This window comes from Nocardia fodinahabitans, assembly GCF_052983615.1.
On the sequence record NZ_JBRJJC010000001.1, the window covers coordinates 275,121 to 289,837 of the forward strand.

Genomic DNA, 14,717 nt, shown 5'->3' on the forward strand with positions numbered 1-14,717 from the left:
ACCGAGTCTGGTGTGATCCCGGATATTCCAGCGATCTTCCCGCAGTCCGGATTACGGGCTTCCGCCCATTCTGCACAACACCGATGGAGCCGCGCTCTGCGCCGCTCTGGGTACTCCTGCGGGCCGATCATCCGACGGAAGGGAGAGATTCATGTCGGCAATTCTCGGTGACCTCATCGATATCGTCACCGCACTGCTCGAGACGCTGTCGGGCTAGCTCAGCGGTGATCCCGGGACGCCACCGATCTCGTCCCGGGATCAGCTGCCCGTTCGCGCGCTACGTCCGCACGGTCGTGTCGTAGGCGTCCACGTCGAAGGTCCGCAGCATCCGCTCGAAGCGGAAGCTGAAGTCCGGCCAGAGCCGGGAGTGCCTGCCCTGCTCGTCGACGAACCAGCTGGTGCAGTCACCCGCGTTCCAGACGGTGCCGACGAACTTCGTCTGCAGGTTCCGGTTGTACTCGGTCTGCGCCTGCTCGCGCACCTCCACCGTCCGTAGTCCCCGCGCGTCCATGGTCGTGATCGCGTCGACGATGTAGTTGATCTGCGACTCGATGGTGAACACCGCCGAGGTGTAGCTCAGTGCCGCGTTCGGGCCGATCATCAGGAACAGATTCGGGAAGTTCGCGATGGTGGTGCCCTTGTAGACACTGAGCCCGTTCTCACCGAACACTTCCGCCAGGGTGCGCCCGTCCCGGCCGCTGATCAGGTCGTAGGTCGGCGAGTCGGTGATCTCGAATCCCGTCGCCAGCACGATCGCGTCGACCTCCCGTTCGGTGCCGTCGTTCGCGACGATCGAATGCTCCCCGATCTCCCGGATCCCGTCGGTGACGACATCGACGTTCGCGCGCGCCAGGGCCGGATAGTACTCGTTCGAGATGAGCATCCGCTTGCAGCCCAGCCGGTAGTCCGGAGTCACCTTGCGCCGCAAGGCCGCGTCCCGGATCACCCACCAGAGCTTCAGGCGGGCACCCGCCGCGAAGACGTCGGCCAGCGGCGGATACTTCGACTGCCAGAGCACGAACGACTCCCGCAGCCAGTACACCCCTGTGCGGGCCACCCGCTGCGCACCGGGAACATGGCGGTACCACAGGCGTTCGGGCAGCGTGTACCGATGACCCAGGCGCGGCAGCACCCAGGGCGCGCTGCGCTGGTACACCTCGAGCCGGCCCACCTGCCCCGCGATCGACGGCACGATCTGGATGGCCGAGGCGCCGGTGCCGACGACCGCCACCCGCTTGCCGGTGAGGTCGACATCGTGATCCCACCGCGCGGAGTGGAACAGCGCGCCGCGAAACGCGCTGATGCCCTTGATATCGGGCAGCTTCGGCGCGCTGAGCGGACCGGCCGCCGACACCGTGATGTCGGCGGTGAACACGCCCCGGCTGGTCTGGATGTCCCAGCGCGCCGTCGCGACGTTCCAGCGCGCGTCGGTCACCTCGCAGTCGAGCAGGATCGCCTCGCGCACCCCTTCCCGGTCGACCGTGTCCTGGACGTACCGCTGGATCTGCGGCTGCGTCGAGAACGAGTGCGTCCAGTCCGGATTCGGCGCGAACGACCACGAATACAGCTGCGACGGCACATCACAGCCCGCGCCGGGATAGGTGTTGTCCCGCCAGGTGCCGCCGATGTCGCCCGCCCGCTCGAACACGACGAAGTCGGTGATCCCGAGCCGGCGCAGCCGCATGGCCACGCCGAGCCCGGCGAACCCGGCCCCGATGATCGCCACCCGGACGTGGCGCCGAGGCGTGTCGGTCACCGCGTGGTCGCCGTGGTGTCGTAGGCCTCGATGTCGAAGTGCCGCACCAACTTCCGGTACCGGAAGCTGAAGTCCGGCCACAGCGCGGAGTTGTTGCCGTGCTTGTCGAGGAACCAGCTGGTGCAGCCGCCGGTGACCCAGACGGTCTTGGCCATCTTCGGCTCGAGCGCCTTGTTGTACGCGCGCTGGGTGTCCACCTTCACCTCGAACGACTGCAGACCACGCGCCCGCATGGTGGTGACCGCGTCGACGATGTAGTTGATCTGCGACTCGATGACGTAGATCAGCGAGGTGTAGTTCAGCCCGGAGTTGGCGCCGAGCATGAAGAACATGTTCGGGAAGTTCGCGACCGTGGTGCCCTTGTACATCTGGTAGCCCTCGGCGTCGGCCGCCTCCGACACCGTCCGGCCGTCCCGGCCGGTGTACAGGTTGAACGTCGGCGAATCCGCGACGTGGAAGCCGGTGGCCAGCACGATGGCGTCGACTTCGCGTTCCGTGCCGTCCTCGGTGACGATCGAGCGCTCGCGCACCTCGGCGATGCCGTCGGTGACGAGATCGACGTTGTCGCGATCGAGGGCGCCGTAGAACTTGTTGGAGACCAGCATGCGTTTGCAGCCGATGCGGTGCTGGGGCAGCACCTTGCGACGCTTCTCCGGGTCGCGGATCTCGAGCCGCATCTTCACCCGCCCGACGGCCTCGAGCAGCAGGCCGGTCCACGGGTACTTCACCTGGGTGATCACGAACAGTTCGCGCGTGGTGTAGATCAGCGCGCGGATCAGTCGCTGCAGGCCGGGCACGTGCTTGAAGGCGAAGCGTTCCGGCGCCAGGTACGGCCGGTTCAGCTGGGGCATCACCCAGGTCGCGGTGCGCTGGTACACGTCGAGCCGCTCGACCTCGGGCGCGATCGACGGGACGATCTGCACGGCGGAGGAACCGGTGCCGATGACGGCGACCTTCTTGCCCGCCAGGCTCGCGTCGTGGTTCCAGCGCGCCGAGTGGAAGATCTCGCCCTCGAAGCTCGAGATCCCCTTGATATCGGGCAGATTCGGCTCGGCGAGCACGCCCGCCGCCGAGACGACGAAGTCGGCGGAGAAGGCACCGTCGCTGGTGTCGATCTCCCACCGGCCGTCGGCGTCGATCCAGCGCGCCGCGGTCATCGCGCAGTCGAACTTGTGCTTGTCGCGTACCCCGTACCGGTCGGCCACCTCGCGCAGGTACCGCTCGATCTCGGCCTGCGGCGAGAACGACCGGGACCAGTCCGGATTCAACGCGAAGGAGTACGAGTACAGGTGCGAGGGCACATCGCAGCCCGCGCCCGGATAGGTGTTGTCGCGCCAGGTGCCGCCCACATCGGGGCCACGTTCGATGACCAGGTAGTCGCTCACGCCGTGCTGGCTGAGCCGGATCGCCGTGCCGAGGCCGGACAGGCCGCTGCCGACGATCAGGACCTGCACGTGCCGCCGGGTGGTGTCGCCGGCGGACCGGTCGTCCACGGATGTGGAAGTGTCGTTACTGCTCATGTGGCGACCTCAGCGGGATTCGTAGATGCGTTTGTGGCCGGAGACGGCGGCCAGCCGGTACGGACGGCGGGTCTGCTCCGCCATGGCGTGGTAGGCGCCGTCGCTGGGCGAGCCGGCCTCGTGCAGCTCCCGGTAGTGCTCGTAGCCGATCAGCTCGCGTGAGTCGATCGCGGCAAGGTTCGCCTCGGTCCGCAGGTGCTCGCGGTAGCCGGGTTGCACGGTGCCGCTGAAGAATTCGGCGACACTGCCGGAGCCGTAGCTGATCATGGCCAGGGCCCGGCCGGTCAGGTCGCCTGCGTGGTCGAGCAGCGCGGCCAGGCCCAGGTACAGCGAGGCGGTGTAGCTGTTGCCGACCGTGCGGTTGTAGCGGGTGGTGTCGCCGATGGCGGCCTCGATCTCGGCGGCGTCGGCGGTCTGGCCCTGGCTCTCCAGCAGGTGCCGATGCGCCTTGTAGGCCATCTTGGTGAAGGGCTGGTGGTAGCAGAACGCGGCGAACTCGCCGAGTTCGCGGCCGCCCTGGCGTCGGTAGTCGGTCCAGGCCTCCTGGGCGGCCTTCTGGTAGGCGTTGACCGAGGTCTTACCGTCGACGATGGCGGCGCTGCGGTAGTTCGGGCGCCAGAAGTCCATGATGTCGGCGCTGTAGAGACCGGAGTACGGATCCAGTTGCAGGATGGCCGGATTCGCGGTGATCAGCATCGCCACCGCGGCGGCGCCCTGGGTCGGCTCACCCGGGGAATCGAGGTCGTACTTGGCGATGTCGGCGGCGATGACCAGCACCCGCTGCGCCGGATCGCGCGCGATCAGCCCGGCGGCGAACTGCAAGCCGGCGGTGCCGCCGTAGCACGCCTGCTTGAGCTCCACCACGCGCGCGGCGTTGGGCAGCCCGATCAGCGAATGCAGGTACAGCGCCGCGGCTTTGGACTGGTCGACACCGGTCTCGGTGGCCAGCAGCACGGTGCGGATGTTGTCGGTGCCGTGGCGTTCGAGGATGGGCGCGGCCGCGGCCGCGGCGATGGTGACGATGTCCTCGTCGGCCGCGGCGACGCTCATCTTCTCCTGGCCGATGCCCAGGTAGAACTTGTCGCGGTCGACGCCGAGCCGCTCGGCGAGCACGGCGTGGTCGAGGGCGTAGTGGGTGGTCGCGAAGGACAGGTCGTGGATGCCGACCGAGGATGTGTTCATCGTTGTGTTCCGTTGCTCGTGGTGGACCGCTCGAATTGGGTGTGGGCGCGCATCAATTCACCGCGATTGGTCTGCGCGGCCATCAGCGACAGCTCGCCGCACAGCACTGTCGCCGCGGCGATGACGGCGAGCCTGCGGGCGTTCTCGCCGGGCTCCCGGTCCTCGCGGCAGCCCAGCCGTTCGAGGTTCTCGTCCACGAAGCCGGCGTGCTTGCCGTTGCCGACGGTTCCGACGATGAGGTTGGGCAGCGTGCACGAGAAGTACAGATCACCGTCGCGGTCCTCGGCGTGCGTGACGCCCTGGGAGCCCTCGACGATGTTCGCGGCGTCCTGCCCGGTGGCCAGGTAGAACGCCAGCAGCATGTTGGCGTAATGCGCGTTGGCGGACCGGATTCCACCCGCCAGCAAGGTGCCGATCAGGTTCTTGCGGATATTGAGTTCCACCACCTGCCGCGCGGTGGTGTGCAAACGCTGCTGTACCACCTCACGGGGGATCAGCAGCTCGGTCACCACGTTCTTGCCACGGCCGAGGATGCCGTTGACCGCGGTGGCCTTCTTGTCGGTGCAGTAGTTGCCGGAGATGGAGCCGTAGCGCACACCGGAGACCGTGGTCAGGATGTGGTCCATCAGGTGGTCGCTGGCCAGGGTGGCCATGTTGTGGCCCGAGGCGTCGCCGGTGCTGAACTCGAACCGCAGGAACAGCAGATTGCCGTTGATCTGGTGGTGCAGGTCGATCAGGCGGGCGAAGCGGCTGCTGCCGGTGACGACCTCCTGCAACTCGGCGAAGCGGTCCTTCAGCTGCCGCACCGCGGTGAGCGCGGTGTAGGCGTCGTCGGCCTCGAGCAGGATCGAGCGGGTCATCCGCTCGTCGATGAGCGTCGAGACGATGCCGCGCTCGGCGAGGGTGGAGATCCGGGCGCCGCGACCGACCGAGGGCCACAGGGGCGTTTCGTAGGTGGCCAGGGGAACGTCGACGGCATCGTCGACGACATTGCCCGTGATGCGCAAGGGCCCCACCCACTGCAGCGGGACCGCTGCGTACGACATGTCATTCATCGATGACTCCTCCTCGGTCTTTCGATTCGCGCCACCAGGGACTCCGGTGGGCAAGAGACGCCGCGTCGATGCCGCGCAATGCGCAGAAGCTCGCCACGTCCCCGGTGATCAGCAGGTCGCAGCCGGCCAGGTCGGCCGGGGTGCGGGCGCCGAGCACGGTCAGGATCTGGCGCAACTGATCGAGCCAGGTGCGGATCTGCGCGACGAGCGCGTCGGTGTCCTGACGCACGATGGTGTCCAGGAAGGCGCCGGCGACCCCGGTCGCGGCGGCGCCGAGCGCCAGTGCCCTGGCGATGTCGAGCGGGGACCGGATGCCCCCGGACGCGGCGATATCGATGCCGTCGATCCCGGCGCAGTCGAGCAGGCAGGTGGGGGTGGACTGGCCCCAGCTCTCGATGAAGGCGAAGTCGGCGGCGGGGCGCCGCTCGTTCTCGATGCGGGCGAAGTTGGTGCCGCCCCGGCCGCCGACATCGGCCACCGCGACACCGGCGTCGCGCAACCAGGCGACGGTCTGCCTGCTCAGACCGAACCCGACCTCCTTCACGATCACCGGCACCGCGACGTTGGCGGTGAGGTGCTCGATCTGGCGGGGCCACGAGCCGAAGGACCGGTCCCCCTCGGGCATCACGACTTCCTGGACCGCGTTGAGGTGGATCTGCAGCGCGTCGGCCTCGAGCAGGTCGATCGCGCGGCGCGCCTGATCCAGCGAGGCGGTCGCGTTGACATTGGCCATCACGAACCCGTGCGGGTTCTCCTCGCGCAGCACGCGATAGGTGCCCGCGACCTCTGGGTCACGGAAGAAGGCGCTCATCGAACCGGTGGCGATCGGGATACCGGTCTCGCGGGCGGCGATGGCGAGCTTGCGGTTGATCTCGCCGGTGTTGGCGCTGCCGCCGGTCATCGCGTTGACGTAGAGCGGTGTGTCCCACTGCTTTCCGGCGATGTCCACGGCCAGCGACACGTCCTGGCTGTCGATGCCCGCCAGCGCGTGGTGGACGAAGGTGACGGCATCGAAGTCGTTGGCGCCGGTGTCGGCGCGACGCTGGTTCACCGCGTGGCGAACGTGGTCGTCCTTGCGATCGGCGATCATGCGGTGTCCCCTTCGAACGGGTGGGTCCGCAAGGGCAGCGGCCGGATACCGGCCGCGACCCAACGGTCGGTCAGTTCGGTGCTCGCGGCCGGGCGCGCGCGGTCGACGAGCGCGATCCCGCAGTCGCCGCCGCCCGCGCCGGACGGCTTGGCCGGGGCGCCGACGGCGGCGCCCGCCGCGCACAGCGCGTGCAGTCGCGGCGTCATGATGCCCAAGCCCGCGGTAGCGTCCAGGTCGAGGAGAAGGCCACGGGCGTAGTCGATCTCGGTGCCGACACCGGCGGAGTCGTCGGCTTCGACGGCGGTGAGCAGGCGGCGCACGCACTCGTTGCTGCTGGCGTTGAACACCGTCCGGTCGCCCCGAGCCCAGGTGGCGGCGCCGACCAGGGCCGGGGTGGAGGCGGGGTCGCCGGTCCAGCCGACCCGCAGGTCCAGGCCGGTCGGGGTCGGCAGCGGGCGGATCGACAGGCCGGGCCACGGGGCACGCAGCGCGGCGTCGATCCCGTCGGTGGCTGCCGTCGCGGCTACCACCGCGCGGTCGGGGGAACCGTAGGCGAGCCAGCCGCCCCAGGTACTCACGGCGATATCGCCGCCGGAAGCCCGGGGGTTGACCTCGATCGTGGCCAGCATCGCCAGCCGGTACCGGTCCATCGCGCCGAGCCCGAGGTCGTGGAACCGGCCGAGCGCGGCCACCGTGGCGACCGTCACGGCCGCGCTCGACCCGAGGCCGTACTTGCGGCCGTCGGCGTCGCCGAGGTCGGCGGAAACCGTCAAACTATAGGGCCTCGCATCGATTCCGCGTTCGGCGCGTAGCCGGTCGAGGACCGACACGGCCGCGAAGACGTACGCGAACGCGGCGGGCACCGCGCCCTCGGGCGTCGCCGGGACCAGCCGGTCGCCGTCGCGGCCGAGGGTGAGCGAGATGCCGCCGTTCAGATCCGAATGCAGCGTCACCGCCGCCCCGGCGGGCGCGTCGGTCACCGTGGCGGTCGCGTAGCGGTCGACGGCCGTGAGCACCGCGAGGTGCCCCGGCTCGACGACGGCGTACTCCCCCGCGATGAAGAGCTTGCCCGGAGCGCGACAACTGATCACCGGTCGTCACCCCCGATCAACCGGGCGCCCGGACCGATGTGCGCGGTCCGGGTGGTGACGAAATCGCCGAGCGCCTCGAGGGTGGCCGCGACGACGGGCGCGTCGGCGCGAGTGCACAGCACCTTCACATTCGGGCCCGCGTCGATGGTCGCGTAGGCGGCGATGCCGTCGGCGCGCAGCGCGAGGACCGTGTCCAGGATGGCGATCGAGTGCGGCGAGAGGTAGCGAATCCCGGGTCGCGCCGTGAGCATGGTGGCGTGCATGCCGAGGGCGTTGCGCTCGGCGATCTCCCCGATCGACGGAAGGTCCCCGCGGGCAACGGCTTCGCGCATCTGTGCGAGGTCGAGCACCGAGGAGTCGGCCCACGGGCGGTAGAACGGCGAGGTCGCGGTGGTCTGTCGCATGGCCACCCGGCTCGACACCGCCTTGGCGCCCGCCTCGACCACGCCGACGACCAGGGCGGGGTCGAGTTCGTCGCCGCCGATCGGCTCGGCGTAGGAGCTCAGGTCACCCGCCTCGCCGTCGCCCTCGCCCGCGTGCCACACGACGAAGCCGCCGAAAATCGAGCGCGAGGCCGAACCGGAACCACGGCGGGCCAGCCGGGACAGGGCGCGACCGTCCAGGTCGAGTCCGTAGGCGGCGGCCGCGGCGGTGGCCAACGCGGCGAACCCGCTCGCCGAGGACGCCAGGCCCGCGCCGGTGGGGCCCGCGTTGCTGGTCACCACGGCGGCGCGCTCGTCGCGGCCCGCCAGGGCGCGAACCACGTCGAGGAACTTCTCGACCCTGGTCAGGGCGGTGCCGGTGGCCGCGGCCTCGTTGAGTTCGACGGTGTCGGCCGGACTGTCGACGAGCCGCACCGAGGTGGTCGTCGGGAAGATGTCCAGCGTCATCGACAGGCTCCCCGTGACGGGGAGGAACAGGGTCTCGTCGCGCTTGCCCCAGTACTTCACCAGAGCGATGTTCGGGTAGGCGACCGCGACGGCCTCGCCCTCGCGGACGTGCTCGCCCGGCCCTGCGGCGGCGACGGGTACTGCGGAAGTGGGTGTCATCGATGGGTTTCGCGTTCCGGTCTCGAGGCGGATAGGGGCAGGGCGTCCGAGCGCAGGCTCGCGGTGTGCACGGTCCAGGTCTGGGTCGCGCCCGCACGGCGCAGCGCGGCGCTGACCGTCGGCGCGGCGCCGGTCGCGGTGAGGGCGAGGACGCAGCCGCCCAGGCCGGCGCCGGTGAGTTTCGCGCCGTACGCGCCCGCGTCCAGCGCGGCGCTCACCAGGGTGTCGATATGCGGCGTGCTGACACCGAGTTCGGCGAGCAGGCGCTGGAATTCGAGCATGGTCGTGCCCAGCGCCGCGGCCTGCCCGGCGGACAGCTCGGTCGCGGCCGTGGCGATGAGGTCCGCGGCCCTGGCCAGCAGCCGATCGGCGGCCGCTCGGTCCCGGTCCAGCACCCGGCGCACGCCCGCCACCGCGTGCTGGGTGGAACCCGGCACCCCCGTGTCGGCGATCACCAGCGCGGCGTCCAGGCCGACGGCCATCGGTCGGGCCGCGCCCTCGTGGAACCAGATCGGCCCGCTCGCCAGCACCGCGCCGGCGTCGATGCCGCTGGCCCGGCCGTGCGCGACCTGTTCGCCACACTGCACCAGCTCGTAGAGCGTGCCGGGATCGACCTCGCGGCCGTACAGATCGGCCACCGCGCGCACCGCGGCGCCCGCGCAGGCGGCGCTGGAGCCCAGGCCACGCGCGAGCGGAATGTCGCACTCGACAACGACATCGACGACGTCCTCGGCGAATCCCCAGCGCCGCAGCGCTTCCTCGACCGCGACGCGCGGTCCGGATGCGGTGCCCGCGTCACCGGCGCGGAACCGGAAGTGTCCCGCGGCGAGCACATCGGATTCCGTCCCGGCGAACGCGGGCCGGGCGACGGCGCGCACCGGCAGCGCGGGCAGCGGGAACGCGATGGCGGGAGTGCCGTGGACGACGGTGTGCTCGCCGAGCAGGATCGCCTTGGCGTAGGAGTGGCCGACGCCGGCGACGGGACCCGGGTCGGTGGAGTTGTGTCTGATGCGCTCTCGAACAGGATGACCGTTCACGTCGATTCCTCTCCCGAACTCGGGCAGTGCCCGCCCGGCGCGTCCCCCCGCGGGGAAACACGCTGGGCGGCCGGCCGTTACGGCTGCCGAGTCGATCGGCCGAAGATGCGGAGCACGGACGGGAAGAACGCGGGGACCTGCGCGGCATAGGCGCGGTAGGACGCGCCGAAGCGCGCGATCAGATCGCGTTCCTCCAGGTAGGTGCCCAGCAGGATGTAGCCGGTCAGCCCGAGTGCCCACACCAGGTGCCCGACCGTGAACGTGCTGGCGAACCAGAACGAGATCAGCAGGCCGGTCATCAGCGGATGCCGGACGAGCTTGTAGACCCCGTTCACCTGCAACCGGTCCACGGTCGCGTCCGGTACCTGGATGACGTACTCGCGGTAGGCCTGGCTGATGCCGAGCAGGTGGAAATGGTTCAGCAGCAACGTCGCCGCGTAGACGAGCACGAAACCGAGCCAGAAGCCGGCGTCGAGCACCAGGCCCACCGTGCCCTCGGCCGACCAGAGCTCGGCCGGAATCGGCTGCCACGCCAGCATGATCACCCACATGACCAGGGACACCATGAGGATGTAGACCGATCGTTCGAGGGCCTCGGGCACCCAGCGGGTGATGAACGCCTTGAACGAGGGCCGGGCCATGCCCGAGTGCTGCAGGCCGAACAGTGCCAGCAGCACCACATCGATGACGAGCGCCGGGACGGTCGACAGGTGCGGGCCCTGGTCGATCGTCTTCGGCAGGAACCAGCCGCCGGCGAAGAGCAGCATCAGCGGCACGGTGATGCCGGCGACGCCGTAGACGGCGAAGGAGAACAGGAACGGGACGAGCCGCGAACGGCTCGTCAGCACGTCCCGTGTCTGGGTGGGAGTCGGGGTGATCAGATCCATGCGAACCACGGCAGGTACCGGTTACGCACGGTCCCCTCGTCGATGCGCTTCTCCAGCTTGGCCTTCCACTGGGTGCCGTAGCCCTCGTTGAGGAAGCCGCCCGGCCAGAACAGGCGCCACCCCGACTGCGCGACCATCCAATACGGGACGATGACGCCGGGGTTGACATCGCGCATGTAGTCGAGCTTGTCCGGGATCTGGCTCCAGTGGATACCGGGGTAGCGGTGGTGCACGCTGTGGTAGCCCTGGTTGAAGATCAGGAAGTTGAGGATGTTGCCCGCGTTGTTCAGCGAGGTGCTCGGCTCGTCGTCGAACCCGCGCGCCGGAGCGTGGCTCAGCCAGGCGAAGTAGCCCGCGTTGACCTGGGTGATGAAGAACGGGACCCAGTAGAACAGCACGAACTTCTCCATGCCGGCGACGTACCACACGCTGCCGATCACGACCGTGTACACCGCGATGTCGAAGAGGAACTGGTGGCGGGTGCGGCGACGGCGCGGTGCCGGGTCGGCGGCGAAGACCATCCGCATCGTGTGGATCTTGACGATCACGCCGTAGCGGACCCAGTACCAGATGGCGCCGAAACCCTTTTCCATGCCGGTGGTCGCGGTGACGTCACCGGGCCCGTCGTTGAAGCGGTGATGGTTGAGGACGTGCACCTCCCGCATCTCGGCCGCGGTCAGGTTGCCCGGCAGGCAGCACAGGATGTCGACGATGCGATTCGGGAACTTCGACACGAACAGCGGCCGGTGGGTGTGCATGTGCATGACGCCGATGGTCAGCGAGAGGTTCAGCAGTGCCAGCACGATGATCAGCGGCACCGCGACGTACCAGTTCGACGCGAACGGCACGAACAGGCCGAAGGCCGTCATCCCGATCCACAGCGCGATGTGCACGAGCGGACCGACATTGGAGGCGTGCTCGAGCTTGAGCACGCGTTTGCTGAACGGTGTCTGTTCGGGCGCGACGGGCGTTCCGGTGCTCATAGTCGAGCTCCTTCGCTAGTGATGTCCAGGACGGTGAGCGCGGGTCTGGTGACGGTGCTCATGGGCGGCTCCCTTGGGTGCTGGTGTCGAGGGCAGCGAGTTGGAGTCTCGTGGCGAGCGCCTGCAGCGCTTCGGGTTCGTGCGGTGGCACTCGTTCCATCGCACCGAAGGCGAGATGGTCGGCGATCATCATGGTGCGCACTTCGGCGTCGGGCAGTTCGCCGGTCAGTGGGGCTTCCGGCAGGGTCTGCACCAGCGCGAACGTGGTGTCGACGATCAGTGGGACCAGCGAGGTCGCCATCGTGGCCGGATCGCCCGCACCGAGCACCTCGCGGGTATGGCCGGCGCCGTCGGTGACATCCGGTGAGGCGTCGAGCATCCGGTGGATCGCCAGGTCGGCGGTGTGGCGGACCCGGTCGATCATCCTGGTCCAGTACCGCGACGAGGAGGCGGCCAGCAGCGCGGCGCCGACCTTGCGCCGATACGGCGACGGCGCGTCGACGACCGAGCACAGGAACGCGGAGGTGGTGATGGTCATGTACGCCATCGCCGCGCGCGCACCGCGACTGGGCGTGCCGGGCCCGAGGCGGGCCAGCAGGGCGAACCCGCCGAGGGCGGGCGCCAGCAGTTGCAGCATCACCATCCGCTTCAGTTCCTCGCGGTCGGCGACGCCGTAGATCTCGAATTCGTTGTCGCGCAGGTCGTTCGCCGACTGGGCGATCACCGCGACGCACCCGGTCAGTTCGCGCAGGTCCGCTTCCGAGAGCACGTTCTCGGCGACCAGCGCGCACGCGTAGTGGGTGACCCGGCCGAGCACGCCCTCGCTGTAGGCCATCCGCGAGAGCGGTCCGTCGATATTGCGGGCCATCACCCCGGCCACATCGGTGATCACCTCGCCGACCCGCTGCCGGCCTTCCGCCGACAGCGCCGACAGCAGCGCCCTGATGTCGCCGATACGCTCGGCCAGCAGCCGGTCGACGGCCTCGCTGTCGCGGGCCTCGGCGGTGACGGCCGGCAGCGCCGGCGGCGGCGTGTCGGAGGTGCTGTTGAGGTAGTCGGCCGCGGCCAGCACCGCACTGCTCGCGACCGCTCGATCGCTGAGATCCTCGAAGGCGTCGAGCACCCGACACGCGAGCAGCGCGGCGGTCGCCTCCGCGCGCAGGTGCGCGGGCAGGAAACTCACCGAGATGCCGAGGTTGCGGCCCGCGGGGATCAGGGCCAGCCGGGCCAGCTCCGCCGGCGAGGACGCGGCCCGCAGCGCGGTCATGTCCGGCGCGCGCCGAAGATGCCGCAGCCCGTAGGCCAGGGAGCCGATTCTGGTCTGTCTCATCGGTTGATCACCTGCTGCAAGAGTTCGCGGAGGTCGTCGCGCGCCGGCGACGACGGGAAGATGCCCAGGGCCGCGCTCGCGGTCTCGGTGGCCCGCAGGGCGACGGCGCGCGCGGCCCCGGTGGCGCCGCTGTCGACCAGATCGGCCTGCAGGGTGGCGCTGGAGGTCTCCGGCGACAGCCACATCTGTCTGGCGCCGGGGCGCATGGCGAGCCATTCGATCACCGGCCAGGTCGGCACCCGCCGGTCCAGGTCGCCGCAGGCGTCCTTGCCCAGTTCGGGTCCGCCCTCGATGTCGCGGACGTCGTCCATGATCTGGAAGGCCAGCGCGAGCTGGTCGGCGTACTGCATCAAAGCCTGCAACCGATCGTGATCGGCGCCGCCCGCCGTACCGCCGTAGGAGCACGAGAGCCGGAACAGCGTGCCGGTCTTCGCGCCGGCGACGAGCTCGTAGTGGCGGCGCAGGGCGATCGCGTCCACCGCGGGGGGCAGGGTCTCGATGAGCTGACCGAAGGACAGGTCCGAGAGCCGGTCGGCGTAGGTCACGCCCGGTGCCGCGCCGATGCCGCCGAACACGTCCTGATTCTCGGCCAGTACCTGGGCGACCACCTGCATGGCGGCGCCCGCCAGGTGGAACCCCGCCCTGGCGGCGATGCGCACCCCGAACGCGGCGGGCACCGAGGGCGCGCCACGCCGGAGCAGGGAACCGTCACAGATGTCGTCGTGCAGCAGCGAGGATTCGTGCAGCATCTCCATGGCGCAGGCCAGGTCGATGGCGGCGGGTCGCGGGGCGGCCGCGCCGTCGGGCAGCAGGCGCGCGCACGCGAGCACGAGCCGGGCCCGCACGCGTTTGCCGGGAGCGGCCAGGACGTGTCGGTAGATGTCGTCGAAATCGCCACCGGTGATGAGGATTTCCCGCAGGCGGTCGGTGACCAGCGGAAGTAGCTCGACCGGTCCGACGGTCCGGTCGTCGACGACGGACGGCGTGGTGACCGACGGTCTGGCCAGTACCGCCACCTGATCACCCGAGTGCTCCGGGTGCACTGCCGGATGAGCATCCTGACGGTGCGCTGAGGGTAGCGCGGGATTGTCCATAGCGCTGAACTCCTTTGGTGTGGTCACGGTGGCGGTGCGGTTCACCCCGACTGGTGCACAGGGGGTTTACGGGGGTTCAGGCGGTGGCATCGTCGGCGGTGACTTGTCACAACTACCGGGCCCGAGCTTCCCGATCGTCGGCTACCGACGGGTAGTTTTGTAGAGACTCCGCTGAATTGTCAAGCACTACAACATGTTTCAGTTTCGATGCCGTAATCGATAGTGCCGCAAAGTAACTCGTGCTCGATCGCACGGATGGCGGTGGACAACCTCCGCGCACCCGATCGGGCGTGCGTCGGAAGCGTCAGTGCCCCAACAGATTTCGTGACCCTAACCCATGCACGGGTGGGTATGTGTTGCGCGAAGGTAAAACCGTGGGCTGACGCGACGCTGCGGCAGAGATGATTCGGACGTGACAACCCCCTTGTAGGGTCACGCCGACTACGAGGCCGGTCCTCCGGGATGCCGGGAACGGCCTGACCGGACCGTTCGCCGAGGACATCATCGTCCGGCGAGCAGTCACCGAGGGAGAGTACGAACACTCTCGTTCGACGACTCTACGACCGCACCGCCGATGGCGCGAATCGGGCCGAGCCGTTGGTGAGATCTCGCCGAGTCGCGAATCGACCTTTGGGGGCTTTTC

12 protein-coding genes are annotated in these 14,717 nt (G+C 69.3%); all 12 read right to left on the minus strand.

Annotated features, from left to right (window positions below; genetic code table 11):
• Nucleotides 1-277: 277 nt before the first annotated feature.
• A complete protein-coding gene (locus NV348_RS01300; protein WP_447145283.1) occupies nucleotides 278-1,756 on the minus strand; it encodes a flavin-containing monooxygenase in 1,479 nt (492 codons plus the stop codon).
• Nucleotides 1,753-3,276, minus strand: coding sequence for a flavin-containing monooxygenase (locus NV348_RS01305; protein ID WP_447145284.1), 1,524 nt, complete (start codon nucleotides 3,274-3,276; stop codon nucleotides 1,753-1,755). Before NV348_RS01305 ends, NV348_RS01300 begins: the two co-directional genes overlap by 4 nt.
• A gap of 9 nt (nucleotides 3,277-3,285) precedes the next feature.
• A complete protein-coding gene (locus tag NV348_RS01310) occupies nucleotides 3,286-4,458 on the minus strand; it encodes a hydroxymethylglutaryl-CoA synthase (protein ID WP_447145285.1) in 1,173 nt (390 codons plus the stop codon).
• The gene (locus tag NV348_RS01315) at nucleotides 4,455-5,513 is read right to left on the minus strand and encodes a hydroxymethylglutaryl-coenzyme A reductase family protein (protein WP_447145286.1); all 1,059 of its coding nucleotides are present in this window, start codon (nucleotides 5,511-5,513) and stop codon (nucleotides 4,455-4,457) included. Before NV348_RS01315 ends, NV348_RS01310 begins: the two co-directional genes overlap by 4 nt.
• Nucleotides 5,506-6,603 carry a type 2 isopentenyl-diphosphate Delta-isomerase gene (gene fni / locus NV348_RS01320; protein ID WP_447145287.1) on the minus strand — a complete coding sequence of 366 codons (1,098 nt, stop codon included), beginning with the start codon at nucleotides 6,601-6,603 and terminating at the stop codon, nucleotides 5,506-5,508. Before fni ends, NV348_RS01315 begins: the two co-directional genes overlap by 8 nt.
• On the minus strand, nucleotides 6,600-7,694 hold the full coding sequence (locus NV348_RS01325) for a phosphomevalonate kinase (protein ID WP_447145288.1): 1,095 nt from the start codon (nucleotides 7,692-7,694) through the stop codon (nucleotides 6,600-6,602). Before NV348_RS01325 ends, fni begins: the two co-directional genes overlap by 4 nt.
• The gene (mvaD, locus tag NV348_RS01330) at nucleotides 7,691-8,743 is read right to left on the minus strand and encodes a diphosphomevalonate decarboxylase (protein ID WP_447145289.1); all 1,053 of its coding nucleotides are present in this window, start codon (nucleotides 8,741-8,743) and stop codon (nucleotides 7,691-7,693) included. Before mvaD ends, NV348_RS01325 begins: the two co-directional genes overlap by 4 nt.
• Entirely contained in the window at nucleotides 8,740-9,780 is a 1,041-nt protein-coding gene (gene mvk, locus NV348_RS01335; RefSeq protein ID WP_447145290.1) for a mevalonate kinase, read from the minus strand. Before mvk ends, mvaD begins: the two co-directional genes overlap by 4 nt.
• Nucleotides 9,781-9,857: 77 nt before the next feature.
• Nucleotides 9,858-10,667, minus strand: coding sequence for a methyltransferase family protein (locus tag NV348_RS01340; RefSeq protein ID WP_447145291.1), 810 nt, complete (start codon nucleotides 10,665-10,667; stop codon nucleotides 9,858-9,860).
• Nucleotides 10,658-11,650: a fatty acid desaturase gene (locus NV348_RS01345; RefSeq protein ID WP_447145292.1), complete on the minus strand. Its 993-nt coding sequence runs from the start codon at nucleotides 11,648-11,650 to the stop codon at nucleotides 10,658-10,660. Before NV348_RS01345 ends, NV348_RS01340 begins: the two co-directional genes overlap by 10 nt.
• A 58-nt stretch (nucleotides 11,651-11,708) precedes the next feature.
• A complete protein-coding gene (locus NV348_RS01350; RefSeq protein ID WP_447145293.1) occupies nucleotides 11,709-12,980 on the minus strand; it encodes a hypothetical protein in 1,272 nt (423 codons plus the stop codon).
• The gene (locus NV348_RS01355) at nucleotides 12,977-14,074 is read right to left on the minus strand and encodes a polyprenyl synthetase family protein (protein ID WP_447145294.1); all 1,098 of its coding nucleotides are present in this window, start codon (nucleotides 14,072-14,074) and stop codon (nucleotides 12,977-12,979) included. Before NV348_RS01355 ends, NV348_RS01350 begins: the two co-directional genes overlap by 4 nt.
• Nucleotides 14,075-14,717: the final 643 nt, after the last annotated feature.

Coding starts and splice junctions, on each gene's coding strand:
- NV348_RS01305 (WP_447145284.1), bottom strand. CDS start 3,276: ATGAGCAGTAACGACACTTCCACATCCGTGGACGACCGGTCCGCCGGC.
- NV348_RS01310 (WP_447145285.1), bottom strand. CDS start 4,458: ATGAACACATCCTCGGTCGGCATCCACGACCTGTCCTTCGCGACCACC.
- NV348_RS01315 (WP_447145286.1), bottom strand. CDS start 5,513: ATGAATGACATGTCGTACGCAGCGGTCCCGCTGCAGTGGGTGGGGCCC.
- fni (WP_447145287.1), bottom strand. CDS start 6,603: ATGATCGCCGATCGCAAGGACGACCACGTTCGCCACGCGGTGAACCAG.
- mvaD (WP_447145289.1), bottom strand. CDS start 8,743: ATGACACCCACTTCCGCAGTACCCGTCGCCGCCGCAGGGCCGGGCGAG.
- NV348_RS01340 (WP_447145291.1), bottom strand. CDS start 10,667: ATGGATCTGATCACCCCGACTCCCACCCAGACACGGGACGTGCTGACG.
- NV348_RS01345 (WP_447145292.1), bottom strand. CDS start 11,650: ATGAGCACCGGAACGCCCGTCGCGCCCGAACAGACACCGTTCAGCAAA.
- NV348_RS01350 (WP_447145293.1), bottom strand. CDS start 12,980: ATGAGACAGACCAGAATCGGCTCCCTGGCCTACGGGCTGCGGCATCTT.
- NV348_RS01355 (WP_447145294.1), bottom strand. CDS start 14,074: ATGGACAATCCCGCGCTACCCTCAGCGCACCGTCAGGATGCTCATCCG.